Source organism: Pseudomonas sp. LBUM1651 (assembly GCF_059716135.1).
This window is the reverse complement of record NZ_CP166805.1, coordinates 1,534,423-1,556,509: the sequence shown is the minus strand read 5'-3', so window position 1 is coordinate 1,556,509 and position 22,087 is coordinate 1,534,423. Positions and strand designations below refer to the sequence as shown.

Annotated in this window: 21 protein-coding genes; 6 read left to right on the top strand and 15 right to left on the bottom strand. The window is 60.3% G+C overall.

Features of this window, described 5'->3' with window-relative positions; translation table 11 throughout:
• Positions 1-51: 51 nt before the first annotated feature.
• From ACA066_RS07225 to ACA066_RS07185, 9 genes are all read right to left on the bottom strand, one after another.
• A complete protein-coding gene (locus tag ACA066_RS07225) occupies positions 52-858 on the bottom strand; it encodes a DUF4892 domain-containing protein (protein ID WP_497698671.1) in 807 nt (268 codons plus the stop codon).
• 8 nt (positions 859-866) lie between these two features.
• On the bottom strand, positions 867-1,526 hold the full coding sequence (locus ACA066_RS07220; protein WP_497698670.1) for a glutathione S-transferase family protein: 660 nt from the start codon (positions 1,524-1,526) through the stop codon (positions 867-869).
• Between the two features lie 50 nt (positions 1,527-1,576).
• The gene (locus tag ACA066_RS07215; RefSeq protein WP_214377905.1) at positions 1,577-2,431 is read right to left on the bottom strand and encodes an alpha/beta hydrolase; all 855 of its coding nucleotides are present in this window, start codon (positions 2,429-2,431) and stop codon (positions 1,577-1,579) included.
• A complete protein-coding gene (locus tag ACA066_RS07210) occupies positions 2,428-3,234 on the bottom strand; it encodes an alpha/beta fold hydrolase (RefSeq protein WP_497698669.1) in 807 nt (268 codons plus the stop codon). The genes ACA066_RS07215 and ACA066_RS07210 overlap by 4 nt, the downstream gene beginning before the upstream one ends.
• 150 nt (positions 3,235-3,384) lie before the next feature.
• Entirely contained in the window at positions 3,385-3,828 is a 444-nt protein-coding gene (locus ACA066_RS07205; RefSeq protein WP_497698668.1) for a hotdog fold thioesterase, read from the bottom strand.
• A 32-nt stretch (positions 3,829-3,860) separates the two neighbouring features.
• Complete coding sequence (locus ACA066_RS07200; protein ID WP_497698667.1) at positions 3,861-5,528, bottom strand: AMP-binding protein; 1,668 nt, start codon at positions 5,526-5,528, stop codon at positions 3,861-3,863.
• A 196-nt stretch (positions 5,529-5,724) separates the two neighbouring features.
• Positions 5,725-6,177, bottom strand: coding sequence for a phosphohistidine phosphatase SixA (sixA, locus tag ACA066_RS07195; RefSeq protein ID WP_497698666.1), 453 nt, complete (start codon positions 6,175-6,177; stop codon positions 5,725-5,727).
• A complete protein-coding gene (locus tag ACA066_RS07190) occupies positions 6,174-6,521 on the bottom strand; it encodes a DUF4389 domain-containing protein (RefSeq protein ID WP_214377915.1) in 348 nt (115 codons plus the stop codon). The genes sixA and ACA066_RS07190 overlap by 4 nt, the downstream gene beginning before the upstream one ends.
• A gap of 31 nt (positions 6,522-6,552) precedes the next feature.
• Positions 6,553-7,578 (bottom strand): NAD(P)H-dependent glycerol-3-phosphate dehydrogenase, encoded by a 1,026-nt coding sequence (locus tag ACA066_RS07185; protein WP_497698665.1) that lies wholly within the window; start codon positions 7,576-7,578, stop codon positions 6,553-6,555.
• 197 nt (positions 7,579-7,775) lie between these two features.
• On the opposite strand from ACA066_RS07185, the gene ACA066_RS07180 reads away from it, so the two are divergent.
• From ACA066_RS07180 to fabB, 5 genes are all read left to right on the top strand, one after another.
• Complete coding sequence (locus tag ACA066_RS07180) at positions 7,776-9,899, top strand: TonB-dependent receptor plug domain-containing protein (protein WP_497698664.1); 2,124 nt, start codon at positions 7,776-7,778, stop codon at positions 9,897-9,899.
• Positions 9,900-10,832, top strand: coding sequence for an ABC transporter substrate-binding protein (locus ACA066_RS07175; protein WP_497698663.1), 933 nt, complete (start codon positions 9,900-9,902; stop codon positions 10,830-10,832).
• Positions 10,829-12,727: an ATP-binding protein gene (locus tag ACA066_RS07170; protein ID WP_497698662.1), complete on the top strand. Its 1,899-nt coding sequence runs from the start codon at positions 10,829-10,831 to the stop codon at positions 12,725-12,727. Before ACA066_RS07175 ends, ACA066_RS07170 begins: the two co-directional genes overlap by 4 nt.
• 247 nt (positions 12,728-12,974) lie before the next feature.
• The gene (gene fabA / locus ACA066_RS07165; protein ID WP_003179264.1) at positions 12,975-13,490 is read left to right on the top strand and encodes a 3-hydroxyacyl-[acyl-carrier-protein] dehydratase FabA; all 516 of its coding nucleotides are present in this window, start codon (positions 12,975-12,977) and stop codon (positions 13,488-13,490) included.
• An 11-nt stretch (positions 13,491-13,501) separates the two neighbouring features.
• Complete coding sequence (fabB, locus tag ACA066_RS07160) at positions 13,502-14,722, top strand: beta-ketoacyl-ACP synthase I (RefSeq protein WP_497698661.1); 1,221 nt, start codon at positions 13,502-13,504, stop codon at positions 14,720-14,722.
• An 8-nt stretch (positions 14,723-14,730) separates the two neighbouring features.
• Here fabB and ACA066_RS07155 read toward each other — a convergent pair whose 3' ends face one another.
• Positions 14,731-15,030 carry a hypothetical protein gene (locus ACA066_RS07155; RefSeq protein WP_497698660.1) on the bottom strand — a complete coding sequence of 100 codons (300 nt, stop codon included), beginning with the start codon at positions 15,028-15,030 and terminating at the stop codon, positions 14,731-14,733.
• 112 nt (positions 15,031-15,142) lie between these two features.
• Here ACA066_RS07155 and ACA066_RS07150 point away from each other — a divergent pair, with 112 nt between their 5' ends.
• On the top strand, positions 15,143-15,331 hold the full coding sequence (locus tag ACA066_RS07150) for a hypothetical protein (protein WP_497698659.1): 189 nt from the start codon (positions 15,143-15,145) through the stop codon (positions 15,329-15,331).
• Between the two features lie 68 nt (positions 15,332-15,399).
• Here ACA066_RS07150 and ACA066_RS07145 read toward each other — a convergent pair whose 3' ends face one another.
• From ACA066_RS07145 to cysM, 5 genes are all read right to left on the bottom strand, one after another.
• A complete protein-coding gene (locus ACA066_RS07145) occupies positions 15,400-15,942 on the bottom strand; it encodes a DUF2058 domain-containing protein (RefSeq protein WP_084321993.1) in 543 nt (180 codons plus the stop codon).
• Between the two features lie 28 nt (positions 15,943-15,970).
• Positions 15,971-16,804: a nucleoside triphosphate pyrophosphohydrolase gene (gene mazG, locus ACA066_RS07140; protein WP_497698658.1), complete on the bottom strand. Its 834-nt coding sequence runs from the start codon at positions 16,802-16,804 to the stop codon at positions 15,971-15,973.
• A gap of 140 nt (positions 16,805-16,944) precedes the next feature.
• The gene (relA, locus tag ACA066_RS07135) at positions 16,945-19,188 is read right to left on the bottom strand and encodes a GTP diphosphokinase (RefSeq protein ID WP_497698657.1); all 2,244 of its coding nucleotides are present in this window, start codon (positions 19,186-19,188) and stop codon (positions 16,945-16,947) included.
• Positions 19,189-19,312: 124 nt separating this feature from the next.
• Positions 19,313-20,665 carry a 23S rRNA (uracil(1939)-C(5))-methyltransferase RlmD gene (gene rlmD, locus ACA066_RS07130; protein WP_497698656.1) on the bottom strand — a complete coding sequence of 451 codons (1,353 nt, stop codon included), beginning with the start codon at positions 20,663-20,665 and terminating at the stop codon, positions 19,313-19,315.
• On the bottom strand, positions 20,665-21,567 hold the full coding sequence (cysM, locus tag ACA066_RS07125; protein ID WP_497698655.1) for a cysteine synthase CysM: 903 nt from the start codon (positions 21,565-21,567) through the stop codon (positions 20,665-20,667). The genes rlmD and cysM overlap by 1 nt, the downstream gene beginning before the upstream one ends.
• Positions 21,568-22,087 lie beyond the last annotated feature (520 nt).

The following is a 22,087-nucleotide window of genomic DNA, read 5'->3' as shown; positions in this document are numbered from 1 at the left end:
CAGTTCGCAAAAGAGTAGGCGAACGCGGCCAGCGCGTCCGCCTGATCCAGCTTATCGCAACAACTCGATGTGCAGGCCAGAGCCTTCGACGCTGCCCGTCTCCATCCGCGCCGACCGTACACCCTGGCTCATTAATGCCTGACGCCAGGCTTCGGCATTGGGTCCGGAAACGGTCACCCGCAGGGTCGTGTCCAGGTTCAGGCCACGCGAGAGCAAGCGCAGCCAGGTCTCGTCGGGCGCATTGGTCAGTTTCGGAAAATCGAGTTCACCGGTGCTTTTGAGCTCTCGCAACAAGGTAGCGGAAGTGGGCAGCAGATCACCCAGCGGTGCGCCAGCATCGAACTGTTCAACGTGCAGATAGGCTTTGCGATTGCCGCGAGTGATGCTGTACAGCGCCACCAGCGTGTTGTCCTTTGGCGCCGCCAACCGCAACAGCAGATAGGCCTGCTGATCGTCAGCGCCATAGAGCTTGGCATTGCCGAAGACTTCATTGGCCCACAGGCTGCTTTCACCGCAATCACGGGCCTGGCACCAGAACAGCAACTGCGCGTCCTGCTTCTGCAAGGCTTCGCGAGCGGCAGTAAATGCTTCGGTAGACGAATGTTCCGGTGGCAACTCGTAGGTCACCGAAGTGGTTTGCCCACGGGCGCTGACCTGACCGTCGAAACGCAACTGGCCGCTGATCTTGCGGATTGAACCCAGCGGATAGATCCGCTCAAGTTCGACCGCCGGGCGATAGTCGACGATCTGCGAATCGGTCACCCGCGGTACGATCGGCAGGTCCTGACTGCCCGGCACATCGGCGGCAAACACCAGAGGACTGAAACAACACAGCGCCAGCAGACTGATTGAACGCATGGATAAGCTCATTGGATCAGCATGGCCTGGGCACCCTTGACGACGCTGGCGTCGTCGATGCGTTCGGGAACGAGCAAACCACGCTGCACCGCCGGACGCGCTTCCATAGTCGCCATCCAGCGTTGCAGGGCCGTCAAGCCGTCCACGTCGACACCGGACCACTCATGCCCACGCACCCACGGAAAAGTGGCGATGTCGGCAATGCTGTACTCGCCCGCGAGGAATTCCACGTCTTGCAGGCGCGTGTCGAGCACTTCATACAGGCGACGGGTTTCATGCTGATAGCGGTCGATGGCGCCCTGGAGTTTCTCCGGAAAGTAACGGAAAAACACGTTGGCCTGGCCCTGCATCGGGCCGATTCCACCCATCTGGAACATCAGCCACTGCAACACCACCGAACGCCCCTTGGGGTCCTGAGGCAGCAGTTTGCCGGTCATTTCAGCGAGGTAAATCAGGATGGCGCCGGACTCGAACACGGCAAAATCGCCGTTGGCGCGGTCGACAATCGCCGGAATGCGGCCATTGGGGTTGATCTTGAGGAAGCCCGCGGACTTCTGTTCCTTCTTATCGAAACTCAAGGCGTGCACCGTGTAGGGCAGGCCGAGTTCCTCGAGCACGATAGAGACCTTGTGGCCATTCGGGGTCGCAGCGGTGTAGAGATCTATCATGGTTGTCTCCCATTTCAACCCGCCCAGCCTCGACAGTTGCCCGGCGCAAGTCAAGGAACGGCGAAGAACCGATTGAAACAGTCTGCGACAAGGTCGGCACCGGATTCGTCATTCAGGTGCAAATGATGACCGCCAGGCAGCTGTTCACGGCTAAAGGGTAGACGCTCCAGCAACTCGGGATGTTTGGCGAGCATGCCGTCGGCCGCGACGACCAGCAGCGCAGGACAGCTGACCCGCTGGACGAAGGCCATGGCCTGTTCGGTGGTCAGACGCAGCGGTGACGGCAGCGTCAGGCGGTTGTCGGTACGCCAGGTGTAGCCGCCCGGCACCGGCATCAAGCCACGCTGGGCCAGCAGTTCGGCGGCTTCGCGGCTGACGGCCACCAGACCTTTCATGCGCGCTTCGATGGCGCGGTCGAGGGTGTTGTAGACCGGTTTGCTTTTCTCCCGCAGATCCAGCTGCGCTTGCAGGGCCATGCCCATGCGCTCGGCGGCATTTTCGCCTTTGTCTGTAGGAGGAATGATGCCGTCGATCAAGGCAAGATGGGTGACACGTTCCGGCAGCGAACCGGCAATGATCAACGAAGCGATCGCACCCATGGAGTGCCCCATCAGCGCAAAACGCTTCAAGCCAAGTTGTTCGGCGACTTGCAGCACGTCATGGGCGTAGTCCCACATCGCGTAACCGGCACCCGCAGGACGATGCCCGGAATGACCGTGACCGGCCATGTCCAGCGCAATGATGCGCAGTCCTTTGAGTTTTGGCGCCAACCGGGCAAAGCTGTTGGCGTTGTCCAGCCAGCCGTGCAAGGCGATCACCGGCAAACCGTCTTCGGGACCGAACAGGTGCGCTGCCAGTTCGATGTGCGGCAGGCTCAGGCGGACTTCTTCGACGACATGGCTCATGCACAATCCTGTTGATGGCGACCGTCCCAGCGGCTGAACAGGTTTTTCAGCAGCAAGGCCGTGTCCTGGGGACGTTCGAGGGGAAACATGTGCCCGCCCGGCATGGTCAGGGATTCGCCCAACGGCATGCGACCGACAGAACTGGCGTGATGACGCATCACCACTCGACTCTTGTGCCCGCGCACCACCGCCAGCGGCACCTTCAACTGCCGAGCGCGGCCGGGGCTGGTGTGGGGCACACCACGGTAGATGCTGATTTCCGTGGCCGGGTCGAAACGCAGGCGCAGTTTGTCGCCGACCTTGTGCAAACCGTGTTGCAGGTAGGCGTCGAAACATTCCGGATCAAAGCTGCGAAACAGGGTTTTTCCGGCAAAATAGCGGCGGGCGCTTTCGAGGTCGGCGAACTCTTCCCGACGCCCCAGCGTACGACCGGCCGGGGTCAGGCGGTCGATAAAGCCGAAGCGCTTGGCGGCGAGGATCACCCATTGATCTGCGCGAGTCAGCACCGGCGAATCGAGCATCACCACGCCGCGGTACAACTCGGGACAGCGCAACGCGGCGTGCAGGTGCAGCACGCCGCCGAAGGAATGGCCGACACCCCACACCGGCTCTGCTTGTTGTTCGAGGTGATGAATCAGCTCGTCCACCAGGTTGTGCCAGTTGTCGTCCGCCGGGAAACGCGGGTCATGGGCGTGCTGCTCCAGATGCGTCACCTGATACTCGGGCGCCAGCGCCGCGAACAACTTGCCGTAGGTCCCCGAAGGAAAACCGTTGGCGTGGGCGAAAAATATCTGCTGCGACATACCGGCAAATCCATAAGCGAGAACAGGCGTTGATTGTCCGTAAGACGACGTCCTACAGCAATGACCGTAACTGCCAGGAATGATGACAGTCCGGTCATGCCTATGTTTCAAGGAGCCTGGCGCACATCCCGCAGCGGAGCGGGCCGTTAATCAACGCGCCGGCGGATTTTCTCCCAACGGCACAACGGCCATGGTCAACCGCGACACACAACTGGCCTTGCCCTCATCGCTGGTCAGCCGTATATCCCAGACATGGGTGGTGCGCCCGATGTGAATCGGCTTGGCCACGGCTGTCACGCGACCGCTGCGCAGTCCACGCAAATGGTTGGCGTTGACTTCCAGGCCCACGCAGTAGAACTTGCTGGCATCGATGCACAAATAGCTGGCCATGGAGCCGACCGTTTCCGCCAGTACCACCGAGGCACCGCCGTGCAACAGACCATAAGGCTGGTGCGTGCGGTGGTCGATGACCATGCTCGCGGTCAGTGACTCTTCGTCGAAGGCTTCGAAGCGGATATCCAGCACTTCACCGATGGTGTTTTTCTGAATCGCGTTCAACTGCTCGATGTTGGGAGTGGTACGCCACAAACTCATTGCAGACATCCTTTGTTGGTTTTGTTCGTGACTCAATCCTGCCACAGCACCGCTTCGCTGCGCTCGCTCCATTCTTCGAACCTGGCCCCGTAAGCCGCTTCGATCACGCTGCGTTTGATCTTCAGGGTCGGTGTCAGAAAACCGTTTTCCACCGCCCAGCTGTCTTTGACCACCACGAGCCGGCGCAGGCGCTCATGCTTGTCGAGGGCGTCGTTGACCTCCTCCAGCAGTTTTTCCAGGCTTGAATGCAGACCGGCGCGCGCGGTTCCACCCGCGTCCTGCTGCCCCACCGCCGAGAGCACGCACAGTCCCAGCGGCGCGCTCAAACCGTCGCCGACCACGCACACCTGTTCGATTCGCGAATGTACGGCCAGGCGGTTTTCAATCGGTGCAGGGGCCACGTATTTGCCTTTGCTGGTCTTGAAGATTTCCTTCAGCCGTCCGGTCAGGCGCAGGTTGCCTTCGGCGTCTTGCTCACCTTTGTCACCGGTACGCAGGAAGCCGTCCTCGCTGATCGTGTCGGCGGTTTTTTCCGACTCCTTGAAATACCCGAGCATGGTCGCGCCGCTGCGTACCATGACCTCGCCCGATTCGGCGATCCGCACTTCAACCTCCGGGCAAGGCTTGCCGATCCAGCCGGGCTTGTTCTCGCCGGGCCGGCCGATGTGGGAATAACCGCAGCTTTCGGTCATGCCGTAAACCTCCAGCACGTCCAGCCCGAGTTTGTGGTACCACAGCAACAAGGTCTGCGGCACCGGTGCCGCGCCGGACAACGCTACGCGCAAGGCGTCCAACCCAAGCCCGGCGAGCACTTTATGCCCTACCCGCTTGCCGATGAAGGGCAATCCGAGCAGGAAGTCGAGGCGTTTCGCCGGGATCTTGCTGTACACGCCCATCTGGAACTTGGTCCAGATGCGCGGCACACCGAACAGCGCGGTCGGCCGCGCACGCTGCAAATCGGTCAGAAAAGTATCGAGGCTCTCGGCAAAGAACACGGTTTGTCCGGTGTAGATCGAGGCCAGTTCAACGAACATTCGTTCGGCGACATGGCACAGCGGCAGGTAGGACAGCAGCCGATCCGACTCATTGAGGCCGAACAATTGCGTGCCGTGGGTGGTGGCGAAGCCCAGAGTGCCAAAGCTGTGCATCACGCCTTTGGGCATGCCGGTGGTGCCGGAGGTGTAAATGATGGTCGCCAGTTGGTCGGCGGCGGGCTTCGGGTCATCCTGAATCGGCGAACTCCTTTGCAGGTCGGCCCAGCTGAAATCGAAGCTGCCCGGCGGATGCAGTGGCAGGCTGATGGTCGGCAGGTCGGGGCGGACCCCGCGGGACATGCCGGGCCAGTCATCGAGCTTGCCGATGAACGCCAGCGCCGCTTCGGAGTGTTCGAGGACTTGCGCGACGGATTCGGCGGTGAGGTTCGGGTACAACGGCACCGAAACGTGCCCGGCCATCCAGATCGCCAGGTCGGCGACGATCCAGTGCGCACAGTTTTTCGAGATCAGGGCGATGTGGCTGCCTTGCGGCAATTCCCGCGCCCGCAGCCAGTGCGCGGCGCAACGGGCCTGATGACCGACGTCTTCCCAGGTCAGGGTTTCGACCTGACCGCCGCCCACCGGTTGAACCAGAAAGCGCTGACGGGGATGACGGGTCTCACGTTCGTAAAAGACGTCCAGCGGCAAACGAAAAGCAGCAGACATGCGACTCGCTCCTTTATTTTTGGTCTGGAGCAAGCGTAGTCAACCAAGCGGTTGCTTGGTTGACTATTTCACACAAAGAAACATAACACGCCCCTGTAGGAGCAAGGCTTGCCCGCGATGAAGACACCACGGTGTTTCAGTCAAACCGAGTTGATGCCTTCGCGGGCAAGCCTTGCTCCTACAAAAGCAAAAGCAGTTACGGATGCTTGATGCCTTTGAGCTTCATTGCGCCCGCCACCGGCAAATCACCTTCCAGTTCCGCCAGGCCCGCGGTTTGCACCGCTTCCGGTTCTTGCACATGACCGTGCTGAAGGTAACCGAGCAGGTTTCCCACCAGCGGGTTGTGACTGATCAGCAGAGCGTGATCCACAGACACCAACTGTTCAGCCACTGCTTGCGGGCGGTTGTCGGGGGTCAGCCATTCGACAGTGCGAATCTCCGGCGCGAAATTCAGCGCCGTACGCACAATTTCTGCCGTCTCCTGCGCTCGCAGGTAAGGACTGGCATAAATGGCTGTAATCGGTGTGCCGATCAGCTTGGCAGCAGTGCGCAACACCTCCTCACGACCGTGTGCCGTCAATGCCCGCTCGGAATCAGGACGTTTGCCGTGTGGCTCGGCTTCACCATGACGCAATACCCAGAGTTTCATAGCTTGGGTTCCTCATCTCGGGCCGGATGCGGCGCAGGCGCCACGACGTGTGGCGCTTCACCTTCCGGCGTACGCGGCGTTGGCCAGTCGGCGAACGGCCAGGGCTTCTGGTCGCTGTGGAACGTGCCGAAACGACCGATCTGCGCCAGGAACTGGCTCAGGCTGTCGCCGAAATTCATCAGGCTGGCGCTCGGGGCGCCATAAATCAAACGATAGACCAGTTGCACCAGCACCACGGCGCCGAGGATGAATTGCGCCACCTGCCAGACCAGCAGGAAGACGATCATCCACAACACTCGCAGCAGGATGGATTCGTACCTGGCTTCCACTTTCGGATCGTTCATATGCAAGTCCCTGCCTGTTTTAAAAGCGTGATCAGTTGAAACCACTGGTGGAAATAAAGTCGACGTCGGTTTTCGGTTCGCCGCGCATCAACAATTCAATCACCTGATTCAGCGTGCGCCCTTCGAACAGAATCGCGTGCAGCCCGGCGACCAGCGGCATGTACACGCCCACCTCCTGAGCCTTGGACTTGAGCACTTTCAAAGTGTTCACACCTTCAGCGACTTCGCCCAGGCGCGTCACCGCGTCTTCCAGGCTCAAGCCTTGGCCGAGGGCGAACCCGACCTGATAATTGCGGCTTTTCGGCGACGAACAGGTCACGATCAAATCCCCCACGCCCGCGAGCCCCAGGAACGTCATCGGGTTGGCGCCCTGATTCACGGCAAAGCGAGTCATTTCCGCCAGCGCCCGGGTGATCAGCATGCTCTTGGTGTTTTCGCCCATGCCCAGCGCCACCGCCATGCCGGCGATGATCGCGTAGACGTTTTTCAGCGCCCCGCCCAACTCTACGCCGAAGCGGTCGGCGCTGGCGTACACGCGAAAGGTGCGGCCGTGCAGCGCTTCCTGAACCCGTTGGCAGAGTTCCTCGTCTTCGCTGGCGACCACGGTGGCGGTCAGTGCGTGTTCGGCGATTTCACGGGCCAGGTTCGGCCCGGACAGCACGCCGATGCGCGCTTGCGGGGCGATCTCTTCGAGGATCTCGCTCATCAGTTTAAAAGTGTGGGCTTCGATGCCTTTGGTCAGGCTGACCAGCAGTTTGCCGCTCAATCGTTCGGCGTACGGGACCAGCACTGAACGCAGTGCGCTGGACGGCAGCGCAACGAAGCACAGGTCGCAAGCCTCCAGTGTGGCTTGCAGGTCAGTGACCGCTTCCACGCCCGGCAGAATCTTGATGCCTTTGAGGTAACGCGGGTTCTCGCGATTGACCCGAATGGCTTCTGCCTGTTCAGGGTCACGCATCCACTGCCGGACCTGAAGCCCGTTCTCGGCCAGCAGGTTAGCCACGGCGGTACCAAAACTTCCGCCTCCCAGGACCGCAATCGGGCGCTGTTCAGTCATATGCAATCCGTTAATCCATACCAGTGGCGATGCCGGCATTATACGGAGCGGCCCAGTGGCGGCCAGCCCCCGCGTCAATTACCGGCACTTGTCTGAAGAAGACCAATAAATCCGAGGAAAATGCCGTCATCGTGACTGGAAAAGTCGACCGGCTCGGTTAACATGCGCGCCAGTAAAGTCGCTATCAAGGATGTGTTGTGTCGTTTGGCTCTGCTTCACCCCCCTCGCCGCTGGTTCTGGCGCTGATCTTCAGCCCGCCGTTGCTGGCCGACGACCTGTTTCTCGACAGCGAGCCGCTACCCCACGTGCTGACGGCTACGCGCCTGAAACAGTCGCCGGCCGCGGTGCCGGGGAGCATGACGGTGATCGACAGCGAACTGATCAACGCCAGCGGCGCCCGGGACATCAGCGAGTTGCTGCGTCTGGTGCCAGGAATGATGGTCGGCAACATCACCGGCAATCAGGCCGCGGTGAATTACCACGGCACCAACGCCAGCGAAGCGCGGCGCATGCAGGTGCTGATCGACGGCCGTTCGGTGTACCGCGCCGGCCTGGCCACGGTGGACTGGAGTGACATTCCGGTGGCCATGGAAGACATCGAGCGCATCGAAGTCTTTCGCGGCCCGAATACCGTCAGCTATGGCGCCAATGCGCTGATGGCGGTGGTCAACATCATCACCCGCAATCCGGCCGACAGCCACGGCACGCGTATGAAGGTCACCCGCGGCCAGCGCGGCATCGACGATTTCTACGCCAGTCAGGGCGTGGGCTGGGACGGTGGCGACTTGCGTCTGTCACTGTCCGGCCAACAGGACGACGGCTTCGACTCGGACCGCAAGGGCGCCGACTATCGCGACAGCCGCCGCCTGAACCGCTTCAACCTTGCGGTCAGCCAGACGCTCAACGAACAGCAAAGCATCGACTGGCAATTAAATGCCAAGGACGGGAGCAATCAGCGGCCTTATACCTACCGTCCAGTGTTCTCGGGGATTACTGCCGCTGGGAACAATTCCGACGTCGTCGCCAAAGACTACGCCGGCTCCTTGCGCTGGAATCTCGACCTCAATCCCGATCACAGCCTTTATATTCAAGGCTCGGCCCAGCACTGGGATCGTCAGCAAACCTGGCGCGCCTGCGACGCTGAAGTCTCGTTCAGCCCCGAACTGACCGAACTCTGGCAGCTCAACCCGAATTACACCGAACGCCTGGCGCGCAACATCGAGCGCTACCTCGGTCCCGGCGCACCGGCCGGCACGGCGGCGGAGCAAGCCCTGGCCAATCAAGTGCTGGACCAGTGGCGAAACGGCGCCCGGCGAACCCTGTGCGGTGACATTGACCAGAGCACCCGGGAATCGCGCTACGACCTCGAATTGCAGGACACCCTCAGCCTGTCCGACAGTCTGCGACTGGTCAGCGGCTTGAACTATCGTTACGACCGGGCCGATTCCGAGACCTATTTCAACGGCACGCTCGATGACACTACGTGGCGAGCATTCGGCCAACTCGAGTGGCGAGCGACCGAACACTGGTTGTTGCAGGGCGGTGCGATGTTCGAAGACACGCAATTGACCGGCAGTTCGCTGACCCCGCGGGTGGCGGTCAACTATCTGATCACTCCGCGCCACGGTTTGCGTGCGGTGTATTCGGAAGCCATCCGTTCGCCAGACATGTTCGAGAACAACGTCAACTGGAGTTACCGGGTGACCAACCTGCAACCCGCTGCCTATGGCCAGAGCAGCGCCCGTTATTTCGTCAGGACCCGCGGGCCCGGTAACCTTGAGCAGGAACACATGCGCTCCAGAGAACTGGGCTACAACGGCTTCTTCGCCGAGCGGGGGCTGGCGGTGGACGTGAAGGTGTTCCACGACGAGATCACCGGCATGATCAGCGAGCCGTTGCGCAACAATCAGTACATCGCCAGCAACGCCAACAGCTCGCGCTTCACCGGGGCGGAAGCCCAGCTCGACTGGCGCCTCGGCAGTGCCGACCGGCTGCGCCTGACCTACGCCTACGTCGATGCTCAGGCGAGCAATCCGCTGGATGCGCAACAGACCGCACGCAACAGTGGCTCCGCCGGTTGGCTGCGCAACTGGGGCCACGGCTGGAACAGCGCACTCTTCTATTATGGTGACGACGCGCTCAACGGCTATCGCTTTGAACGGATCGACACACGCATCGCCAAGCGCATCAGTCTGGGCAAGGCCAGCCTGGAACTGGCCGGCGTGCTCCAGCAACGTCTCGACAATCAACCCACCACGTTCGTCGATAACAACTACGACGAGCGACGGGTGATGTACTTCAGCGCGGAGCTGGCGTTCTAGATGCTGCTGTGTCCGTCGCGCAAGACGCCAATCCTTGGCCGCCTGCTGGCCGGGTTGTGCCTGGTGTTTGCCGGTTGGCTGCTGAGCCTGCCGGTCAGCGCCGAGGACATTCTGCTGACCGGTGCCGACGACAGCCCCGGCATGCAGGCTTTCGCGACGGCCCTTGGCGAATTGCGCCCTGGCGACACGGTGCGCTTCCAGCCATTGGCCGGTCTGCCGGCACCGAGCAAATTGCCGACCGGCATTCGTTTGATCCTGCTGGATCTGCCCAGCCTCGACTGGCGCCTGCAAGATGCCCAGGGCCCAGCGACGCTGGTGCTGCGCATCAGTCGCCTGCAAGCCCGTCAACGCCTGGGCACTGTCCTGCCTGCCCGTTTGAGTCTGCTCTGGAGCGATCCGCCGCCTGATCGGCAATTACGCCTGGCCCGAATCCTGCTGCCTCAGGCCAGACGAATCGGCGTGCTGTACGACAACCATAGCGAGTTTCTTCTGAATGAACTGCGCGAGGCCGCTCAACCGCTTGGCCTCGAAATCGTCACCGAACGCTGGGACAACACCAATGACAGCCGCCCCTTGCAAACCCTGCTGAAAAACAGCGACGTGCTGCTGGGCCTCGATGATCCCGACCTGTATAACCCCAAAACCGCAAAAAACCTGCTGCTCAGCAGCTATGCACGACAAACCGCGCTGATCGGCCCGAACGCCGGCTTCGTCAAGGCCGGAAGCCTGACCAGCAGCTACAGCGACCAGAGCGACTGGCTGGCGATTCTCGACGAACTGCTCGACCAGCCACCGGCCAACTGGCCACGCACGCATTACGCCAATCGCTTCAAAGTCTTGAGTAACCCGCAAGTGGCTCGTTCATTAGGCATTGAACAGATCAATGAAGCGTTGGTCGCAACACAGTTGGCCGAAGGAGAAAGCCGCCCATGACTTTCCGTCGTCGTTGGGACATCAATACCCGCACGCAGATCATCAGCCTCGGCCCTGCCCTGCTGCTGACCTTGTTGCTGATCAGCTTCTTCACCTTCGTGCGGATCCAGGACCTGCGTCAGGAGCTCAATCACACCGGTCAACTGATTGCCAACCAACTGGCGCCGGCCGCCGAATATGGGGTCATTTCGGGCAACAACGAGGTGCTCGAAAGTCTGCTCAAGGCCACCCTGGCCACGCCCAATGTGCGCTTTCTGGAAGTGCAGGACAGCGCCAACCGGATTCTGGTGTACGTCGAGCACCCGTCGGAAACCCACACCCGCTCGCAACAGGTCGAAGTGTTCCAGGCGCCGGTGCGCTTGCAACGGATCGAGCTGCACAATGATTTCTTCCAGGGCGCCAACGCCACCACCGCCCCCGCCGAGGATTATCTGGGGCGAGTGATCGTCGGTCTGTCAAATGACGCCTTCAGCAAGCGCCAACAGGAAATCCTGTTCAAGGCCGGTGTCCTCGCGTTGTTCGCCCTGTTGTTTACCTTCCTGATCGCCCGGCGCCTGGCCGGCAGCCTGTCGCAGCCGATCCGCGATATCGGCAATGCGGTCAAGGCGATCCAGAGCGGCGACTACAAGACGCCGCTGCCGATTGTCGACGACACCGAACTGGGCGCGCTGTCGCAGCACATCAACAACCTCGCCAACGGTCTCGAACAGGCCAGCCGTGAACAGCATCAGGCCATGGCGCAGTTGATCCAGACGCGCGAAGAAGCGGAAAAGGCCAACAACGCCAAATCCGATTTCCTGGCGATGATGAGCCACGAACTGCGCACACCGATGAATGGCGTGCTCGGCATGCTGCAACTGCTGGAAACCACCGAGATGACCGAAGAGCAGGTCGAGTACGCGGCGCTGGCCTCGGAGTCCACCGAACACCTGCTCAAAGTCATCAACGACATTCTCGACTTCTCGCGCATCGAGCGTTCGGAACTGGAGCTGGAACACATTCCGTTCAATCTGGCGGACTTGATCAGCAGTTGCGCCCAGTCGTTCCAGCACAGCGCTTTGCAACGCGGGCTCGATCTGGCGTTGCTGATCCCCGAAGACATGCGTGCGTTGCAGGTTCAGGGCGACCCGACGCGGATCCGGCAGATTCTAGTGAACCTGGTGGGCAATGCGCTGAAGTTCACCGAGCAGGGCCGCGTCACCATCGAACCGCAATGGCAGTCGCTGGATCACGAATTGTTGTGGTTCACCTGCACCGTGCGCGACAGCGGGATTGGTATCCCGGCCGAAAGCCTGGAGTTGATGTTCAATGCGTTCCAGCAGGCCGACAGTTCTATTTCAAGGCGTTACGGCGGCACCGGACTGGGATTGCCAATTGCCCGCACCCTGGCGGAACGCATGGGCGGCACCTTGCGCGCCCAGAGTGAGGAAGGTCGCGGCTCGGTATTCACCCTGGAAATCCCGCTGGCGCTCTACAAACAAACGCTGCCGGTGCGCACGCCACGCGCGCAGACCGGCAGTGGTGATGGCGAAGGCCGCAATGTGCTGCTGGTCGAGGACAACCCGGTCAACCAGACCGTCGTCGAAGCCATGTTGCGCAGCCTGGGCTTTACTGTCAGCGTCGCCACCGACGGCGCTCAGGCGGTACGCAGCGCCGAAAGTCTGATCTTCGAAGCCATTCTCATGGACTGCCGACTGCCGATCATCGATGGCTACGAAGCCACCCGACAGATTCGCCAACTGCCCGGTTGCACCGACCTTCCGATCATTGCGCTGACCGCCAACGCCTTGCAGGGCGACCGTGAAGCCTGTTTATCCGCGGGAATGAACGATTACCTGGCCAAGCCGTTCAAACGCACTGATTTGCAGCAAATTCTGCAGCGATGGGTGCAGTAGTGCAGGCCTTTCGACCATCTGCGACTGGCGTGAAAGGCGAAAGTGCGGCAGTCTTAGGCACCCGAACAGGCCCGAAAAGGGGCTTGAATAAAAATTTCAGTGCACAAGTGTACATTCATGTCCTTGGTGCTGTGACTTTCACCACAACGCAATAGTCTATGAGTAGGCTGCTGATTCGAGGCATGAACGCTTCGATCGGCCGGGAAGATTTGCCCCACCTGCCGCATGGGACTATTGAGGAGCTCGCATGACCAAACAAAACGCCTTTACTCGGGAAGACCTGTTGCGCTGCAGTCGCGGTGAGCTGTTCGGCCCGGGTAACGCGCAACTGCCCGCCCCGAACATGCTGATGGTGGACCGCATCACCCTGATCAGCGAAGAAGGCGGCAAGTACGGCAAGGGTGAATTGGTCGCCGAGCTGGATATCACTCCGGATCTGTGGTTTTTCGCCTGTCACTTCGAAGGTGACCCGGTGATGCCAGGCTGCCTGGGCCTCGACGCCATGTGGCAACTGGTCGGCTTCTTCCTCGGTTGGCAAGGCCTGCCGGGCCGCGGCCGCGCCCTGGGTTCGGGCGAAGTGAAGTTCTTTGGTCAGGTTCTGCCGACCGCGAAGAAAGTGACCTATAACATTCATATCAAGCGCGTCCTCAAAGGCAAGCTGAACCTGGCCATCGCCGATGGTTCGGTGACTGTCGACGGTCGCGAGATCTACACCGCCGAAGGCCTTCGGGTCGGCGTTTTCACCTCCACTGACAACTTCTAAGGGTTATCCGCATGCGCCGCGTCGTTATCACTGGTCTGGGCATCGTTTCGTGCCTGGGCAATGACAAAGAGACCGTCTCCGCTAACCTGCGTGCAAGCCGCCCTGGCATCCGGTTCAACCCGGAATATGCCGAAATGGGTCTGCGTAGCCAGGTTTCCGGCTCCATTGACCTTCCCCTCGAAGAGCTGATCGATCGCAAGATCTATCGCTTCGTCGGCCACGCGGCGGCTTACGCCTACCTGGCCATGAAAGACGCCATCACCGACTCCGGTCTGACCGATGAGCAAGTCTCCAACCCGCGTACCGGCCTGATCGCCGGTTCCGGTGGCGCCTCCACGCTGAACCAGATGGAAGCGCTGGACATTCTGCGCGAGAAAGGCGTGAAACGCGTTGGCCCCTACCGTGTAACGCGGACCATGAGCAGCACCGTTTCCGCTTGCCTGGCCACCCCGTTCAAGATCAAGGGCCTGAACTACTCCATCGCTTCTGCCTGCGCCACCAGTGCTCACTGCATCGGTAACGCCATGGAACAGATCCAGATGGGCAAGCAGGATGTCGTGTTCGCCGGCGGCGGCGAAGAAGAACATTGGAGCCAGTCGTTCCTGTTCGACGCCATGGGCGCACTGTCCAGCCAGTACAACGAAACCCCGGAAAAAGCTTCCCGTGCCTACGACGCCAAGCGTGACGGTTTCGTCATCGCCGGCGGTGGCGGCATGGTCGTGGTCGAAGAGCTGGAACACGCTCTGGCCCGCGGCGCGAAGATCTACGCGGAAATCGTTGGCTACGGCGCGACCTCCGACGGCTACGACATGGTCGCTCCAAGCGGTGAAGGCGCCATCCGCTGCATGCAGATGGCCATGTCCACCGTTGACGCACCGATCGACTACCTGAACACCCACGGCACTTCGACTCCGGTCGGCGACGTCGCGGAAATGAAAGGTGTGCGTGAAGTGTTCGGCGACAAGGCCCCGGCCATCAGCTCCACCAAGAGCCTGTCCGGTCACTCCCTGGGCGCCGCCGGCGTTCACGAAGCGATCTACTGCATGCTGATGATGGAAGGCAACTTCATGGCGGGTTCCGCCAACATCGACGAACTGGACCCGGAAGTGGCAGACATGCCGATCCTGACCAAGACTCGCGAAGACGTCGCCTTCAACACCGTGATGAGCAACAGCTTCGGCTTCGGTGGCACCAACGCTACGCTGGTACTGCAGCGCTGGCAGGGTAAGTAAGACCCCGCCTACGCAGCACATAAAAACGCCCCGACTGGTTCGGGGCGTTTTTTTTGTGCCTTTAAAACAGATAGCCCTAGCCAGGCACAAAACCCGTAGGAGCCGAGCTTGCTCGCGATGGCGGCCTCACAGTCAATTATGATGGTGAATGTAATGGCCTCATCGCGAGCAAGCTCGGCTCCTAAAGGTTTTTTACCTTCGGCCTCAATCGATGGTTTTCTTCCTAGCGAACATGAAGCTTTTGTCATGAAACTCAGCGCCCTGCGACCGAATGCCGCGTATTCCGCGGGCTGCAGGACTTTCTCCATTTTTGCAAAAATCCGTTACCAAACTCTGTCGTTTACTTAGCAAGCTAACCAAACATATAACAGAGTCCTGCACACGCCTTGCTGCAGATATCACAGAGATTGGAGCTAGCAGATGACTGTAAAAGTGACTGAACGCGACGATTCACATAAGTCCCACGAAGGCGTAGCCGCCGGTATACGGATCTGGGACGTGCACCAACAAGGCATGTTGGTGGGGATGTTCCACTCCGAAACCGACGCCCACAGCTACAAGGCCGAACTGGAAAAACTGGAGCAGCAACGAGAGCTCCGATCCGCATAAACAATGACAGCATTGAAAACGACAAACCCCGCCATGAGCGGGGTTTGTCGTTGTTGCGACCTAAGGGCTTACCACATCAGATCATCAGGGATCTGATAGGCCGCGTACGGATCATCCTCGGCTGCCGCTTCTTCAGTCTGCACGTTCAGCTGGACGATGCGCTGTGGATCGCGCTCCTGGATCTTCAGGGCCGCTTCACGGGGAATCACTTCGTAACCGCCGGCATGGTGCACGATCGCCAGCGATCCGTTACTCAGCTTGTTGCGCATCAGCGTGTTGACGGAGAGGCGCTTGACCTTCTTGTCGTCGACGAAGTTGTAGTAATCCTCGGTGGTCAGCTTCGGCAGACGCGAGACTTCGATCAATTGCTTGACCTGCGCGGCGCGGGCCTTGGCCTCGGCCTTCTCCTGCTGCTGGCGGTTGAGCTCCTGGTCGCGCTTGACTTTTTCGGCCATGGCTTCCTGGGCCGCACGCTGCTGGGAATCATCGAGTTCGATCTGGCCTTTATGGGCCAGACGCTGTTGTTTCTGCTTCTCTTTGCCGACCTGTTTGGCCTGCTTTTGGTTGACCAGCCCTGCCTTTAGCAACTGGTCGCGAAGGGAAATGCTCATGGTGCTTATTTCTCACTTAGGCCACTGCTCAACCGCAGCTGGGCAAATTCTTTTCCTGACGTTTGGCTTCGCCCCACAAGGCGTCCAACTCTTCGAGGGTGCAATCTTCTATGGGACGGTGGGTGTCGCGCAATGCCTGTTCGATAAAACGGAAGCGTCTTTCGAATTTGCTGTTGGCGCCACGCAAGGCGGTTTCCGGATCGACCTTGAGATGACGCGCCAGGTTAACCACGGAAAACAGCAAGTCGCCGACCTCATCGGCAATCGCTACCGAGTCATTGTCGGCCATCGCTTCGAGCACTTCATCGAGTTCTTCGCGGACCTTGTCCAGCACCGGCAAGGCGTCCGGCCAGTCGAAACCGACCTGCCCTGCGCGCTTCTGCAACTTGGCTGAACGGGATAACGCCGGCAGCGCGGCAGGCACATCATCGAGCAAGGACAGTTGTTCCGGCGCCGCAGACTTCTCGGCGCGCTCTTCGGCCTTGATCTCTTCCCAACGCTGCTTGACCTGTTCTTCACTTAGACGTGGAACATCCAGCGGCGCATACAGATCGCCGGTCGGGAACACGTGAGGATGACGGCGGATCAGCTTGCGGGTGATGCTGTCGATGACACCGGCGAATTCAAAGCGCCCTTCTTCCCGCGCCAGTTGGCTGTAATAAACCACCTGGAACAGCAAATCGCCCAGTTCACCCTGCAAGTGATCGAAGTCACCGCGCTCGATGGCGTCGGCGACTTCGTAGGCTTCCTCGAGGGTGTGCGGGACGATGGTGGCGTAGGTTTGCTTGATGTCCCATGGGCAGCCGAACTGCGGGTCGCGCAGACGGTTCATGAGGTGCAGCAAATCTTCAAGTTTGTACATCAATCACTCTCTGCATCGGCAACTCGATAGCTCGGGTAAACCGCAAACCTGTAGGAGCCGAGCTTGCTCGCGATAGCGGTGTGTCAGGTAAATCGCCATCGCGAGCAAGCTCGGCTCCTACAAGTTCGGTTCCATCGGCATCACGGCGTGCGGTTACGGCGGGTTTCGATGATGTTCGGCAACTGGGATATCCGCCCCAGCAACCGTCCCAATGCATCCAGCCCCGGAATCTCGATGGTCAGGGACATCAACGCGGTGTTGTCCTCTTTGTTCGAGCGGGTGTTGACCGCCAGCACGTTGATCCGCTCGTTGAGCAGCACTTGCGAGACGTCACGCAGCAAACCGGAGCGGTCGTAGGCACGGATGATGATGTCCACCGGGTAGGTGAGCACCGGCACCGGCCCCCAGCTGACCTGGATGATCCGCTCCGGCTCGCGCCCGCCCAGTTGCAGCACCGAGGCGCAGTCCTGACGGTGAATGCTCACGCCACGGCCCTGGGTGATGTAACCGACGATCGCATCGCCCGGCAACGGCTGGCAGCAGCCCGCCATTTGGGTCATGAGGTTGCCGACACCCTGGATCTGAATATCGCCGCGCTTGCCCGGTTTGTAACCGGTGGCCTTGCGCGGAATCAGTTCCAGCTGTTCGTTGCCGCGCTCCGGTTCGACCAGTTGCTGCGCCAGGTTCACCAGTTGTGCCATGCGCAAATCGCCGGCACCGAGTGCGGCGAACATGTCCTCGGCAGTCTTCATGTTGGCCTTTTCGGCCAGCTTGTCGAAATCGACCGCGGGTAGACCGAGGCGCGTGAGTTCGCGTTCGAGCAAGGTCTTGCCGGCCGCGACGTTTTGATCGCGCGCCTGCAATTTGAACCAGTGAACGATCTTCGCCCGCGCTCGCGAGGTAGTGACGTAACCCAGGTTCGAGTTCAGCCAGTCGCGGCTCGGAGTGCCGTGCTTGCTGGTGATGATCTCGACCTGTTCACCGGTTTGCAGGCTGTAGTTGAGCGGTACGATGCGCCCGTTGATCTTCGCGCCACGGCAGTTGTGACCGATCTCGGTGTGCACGCGGTAGGCGAAGTCCAGCGGCGTCGCGCCTTTCGGCAAGTCGATGGCGTGACCGTCCGGGGTGAAGATGTACACCCGGTCCGGTTCGATATCAACCCGTAGTTGTTCCGCCAGACCACCAATATCGCCCAGCTCTTCGTGCCACTCGAGCACCTGACGCAGCCAGGAAATTTTCTCTTCGTAGTGGTTGGAACCGGATTTGACGTCGGTGCCCTTGTACTTCCAGTGCGCGCAAACGCCCAGCTCGGCTTCTTCGTGCATGGCGTGGGTGCGGATCTGCACTTCCAGCACCTTGCCCTCAGGCCCGATCACCGCGGTGTGCAGCGAGCGGTAGCCGTTCTCTTTCGGGTTGGCGATGTAGTCGTCGAATTCCTTCGGGATGTGCCGCCACAAGGTGTGGACAATGCCGAGCGCGGTGTAGCAGTCGCGCATTTCCGGCACCAGCACGCGCACGGCGCGCACGTCGTAGATCTGGCTGAACTCCAGACCCTTGCGCTGCATTTTGCGCCAGATCGAATAGATGTGTTTGGCCCGACCGCTGATGTCGGCATCGACCCCGGTGGCCTGCAATTCGACTTTCAGCTGGTTCATCACATCGGCGATGAACCGCTCGCGATCCAGACGCCGCTCGTGCAGCAACTTGGCGATCTGCTTGTACTGATCGGGTTCGAGGTAACGGAAGGACAAGTCCTCCAGTTCCCACTTGATGTGACCGATACCGAGACGGTGGGCGAGCGGCGCGTAGATGTCGAAGACTTCACGGGCGACGCGGTTGCGCTTCTCGTCGTCTGCGGTTTTCACCGCACGGATCGCGCAGGTGCGCTCGGCCAGTTTGATCAGCGCGACGCGCACGTCGTCGACCATGGCCACAAGCATTTTGCGCAGGTTTTCCACCTGGCCCTGAGTGCCCAGCACCAAGGATTGACGGGGGCTCAGGCTGGCGCTGATCGCCGCCATGCGCAACACGCCGTCGATGAGTTTGGCGACCACCGGACCGAAGCGCTGGCTGACCGCCGGCAGTTCGATCTGGCCTTCGCGCACGCCGCGGTACAGGACCGCCGCGACCAGTGAATCCTGATCGAGTTTGAGGTCGGCGAGAATCTCGGCGATCTCAAGGCCCGTGCGGAAACTCGAGGTCCCTTCGGACCATAGATTCTTCGCCGCATTGGCTTGTTGTTCGGCGGTGCGAGCGAACTCGCACGCGTCCTTCAAGGCTTCGCGATCCAGTGCCAGATCGACACTGACCGCATGATCGAGCCAAGCCTCGAGGTTGATGCTGCCGTCAGTGTTGATCGGCTGGTGTGCTCTCACCTGTACCATCTTGCTTTACCTTCCCTACGACGCAGATTCAATGCGTCAAATCGCTGACCTTCGTTGCCGGGGTGCACTCGCGGGGCCAGGACGAGTGCTGCACGGGCGGGTCAGTCGGACCAGACGAGCCGTCCTAGCTCGCTTCAAATAACGCCATGGCCTCGACATGTGCCGTCTGAGGAAACATATCGAGAATCCCGGCACGTTTTAACCGGTAGCCCTGCTTGATCAATTCGACCGTGTCGCGCGCCAGAGTTGCAGGGTTGCACGACACATACACCAATCGTTCGGCGCCCAGGGTCTTGAGCTTGCGCACCACCTCGAAAGCACCGTCACGCGGTGGGTCCAAGAGTACCGCACAAAAGCCTTCGCGCGCCCATTCGGCATCGGTCAAAGGCTGGGATAAATCGGCCTGAAAAAACGTCGCATTATGCAGATTGTTGCTAGCGGCGTTTTCGGCTGCCCGCTCGACCATCGTCTGCACACCTTCGACCGCCACCACTTCGCGAACGGCTTTGGCCAGCGGCAAGGCAAAGTTACCCAAACCACAGAATAGATCGAGAACGCGTTCATCCGCTGTCGGCTTCAGCCAGTCCAGCGCTTGGGCGACCATCGCCTCGTTGACCGCCGCGTTGACCTGAATGAAATCTCCCGGCCGGTACGCCAGGTTCAAGTCCCACTGTTCAAGGCGATAGCCCAACGACTGATCAGCCTCGACCGGTTGCGGTTCACCCTCTCCATGCAGCCACAATTGAGCTTCATGGAACGCGCAGAAATCCTTGAGGATCGTCATATCGGCGTCGGACAACGGCGCCATGTGCCGAAGCAACACCGCCAACGACGAACCACTGAACAATTCCACATGCCCCAGCGCCTGAGGTTTGCTCAAGCGCCGCAACATCTCCGGCAAGCGGGTCATGATCGGTTGCAAGGGCTGTACCAACACCGGGCATTCGTTGATCGCAACGATGTCCTGACTGCCTGCCGCGCGGAAGCCGACTTCGAGTTTTTTCGCCTTCATGTCCCAGCGCACCGCCACCCGGGCACGGCGGCGATAAGCGAACTCCGGCCCGCTCAACGGCGCTGCCCATTCTTCGGGTTCGACACCGGCGACCTTGGACAATTGCTCGGCGAGCATGCGCTGTTTCAGGGCGAGTTGTTCGGTATGAGGCAGATGCTGAACACTGCAGCCACCACAGCGACCAGCATGCGGACACGGCGCCGGGCGACGCAATTCGCTGGCCTGGAACACCCGCTCGGTGCGTGCCTCGACCACTTTGCCGTGGGCACCGAGTACGCGCGCCTCGACTTCTTCCCCGGCCAATGCGCCGAGGACAAACCAGGTACGACCTTCGAAAAACGCGATGCCGCGACCGTCATTGGCCAGGCGCTCGATGGTCAGGCGCTGCTTTTTGCCGGTCGGAATTTGCGGGGCCTTGCTGCCGCCGGTGGGTTGGAAGCGCAGGCCTCTCTCGTGCTTGGCCATCAGTTGGGCGCGTCGAAAATGCCGGTCGACAGGTAACGGTCGCCACGGTCGCAGATGATCGCGACGATCACCGCGTTTTCAACTTCTTTGGACAGGCGCAGCATCGCTGCCACGGCACCGCCCGAGGACACGCCGCAGAAGATGCCTTCTTCGCGGGCCAGACGACGGGTCACGTCTTCGGCTTCGCTTTGCGCCATGTCGACGATGCGGTCCACGCGATCGGCCTGATAAATCTTCGGCAGGTATTCCTGCGGCCAGCGACGGATGCCCGGAATCGCCGAGCCTTCCATCGGTTGCAGGCCGATGATCTGCACGCTGTCGCGCTGCTCTTTCAAGTAGCGCGACACGCCCATGATGGTGCCGGTGGTGCCCATCGAGCTGACGAAATGAGTGATGGTGCCCTCGGTCTGACGCCAGATTTCCGGGCCGGTGGTGGTGTAGTGCGCTTCCGGGTTGTCGCCGTTGGCGAACTGGTCCAGCACCTTGCCACGGCCTTCGGCCTCCATTCGTTGGGCGAGGTCGCGGGCGCCTTCCATGCCTTCTTCCTGGGTGACCAGAATCAGCTCGGCGCCATAGGCCGTCATCGCGGCCTTGCGCTCGGCGCTGGAGTTGTCCGGCATGATCAGGATCATCTTGTAACCCTTGATCGCCGCGGCCATGGCCAGGGCGATCCCGGTGTTGCCCGAAGTCGCTTCGATCAGCGTATCGCCGACGTGGATCTGCCCGCGCAATTCGGCGCGGGTGATCATCGACAACGCCGGACGGTCCTTGACCGAACCCGCCGGGTTGTTCCCTTCGAGCTTGAGCAAAAGGGTGTTGCTGGTGGCGCCGGGCAGGCGCTGCAAACGGACCAGCGGAGTGTTGCCGACGCAATCGGCGATGGTTGGGTACTGCAAGGTCATGGCGTATTCGCAATCCAGACTGCGGGGGCGCCTATCATACCGGCAAACGTTCGCAGACCATATCACGCAAAGTGCGGTGCTTATGGCTTAACGGAATAAGGGTGCACCATCTGAGCAATCGATGATTGCACGCTTCGCCTTACAGACAAGGGCATTAGAAAGGTAGGAAAAACTCGTTTTCTCAAAAACACCGGCCTTTAAGAGCGCTTTAGTCGGACGTTTCACTCGAGGTTTGGTGGTTGGCGTGAACTGGTGGGTAAGGGGCTTCATCGATAATCTTTTTTTATGCGGAATATCTTCTGAATCCCTACCGCATAACCAACCAACTTTACGATGAGCGTATATATGAGAATCCTTATAACGTTTTCTCTCGCAGGGCTGATCCTTGTGAGTCAGGCTTCTATAGCATGCACCAGTATTCGGGACACTTACAGCGGCACCGTACCCGCCAACTCCGATGTCATTGCACACGGGCCTTTTACTATTACGGGTGCAAACGGATGCCGACAAGCCAACATCT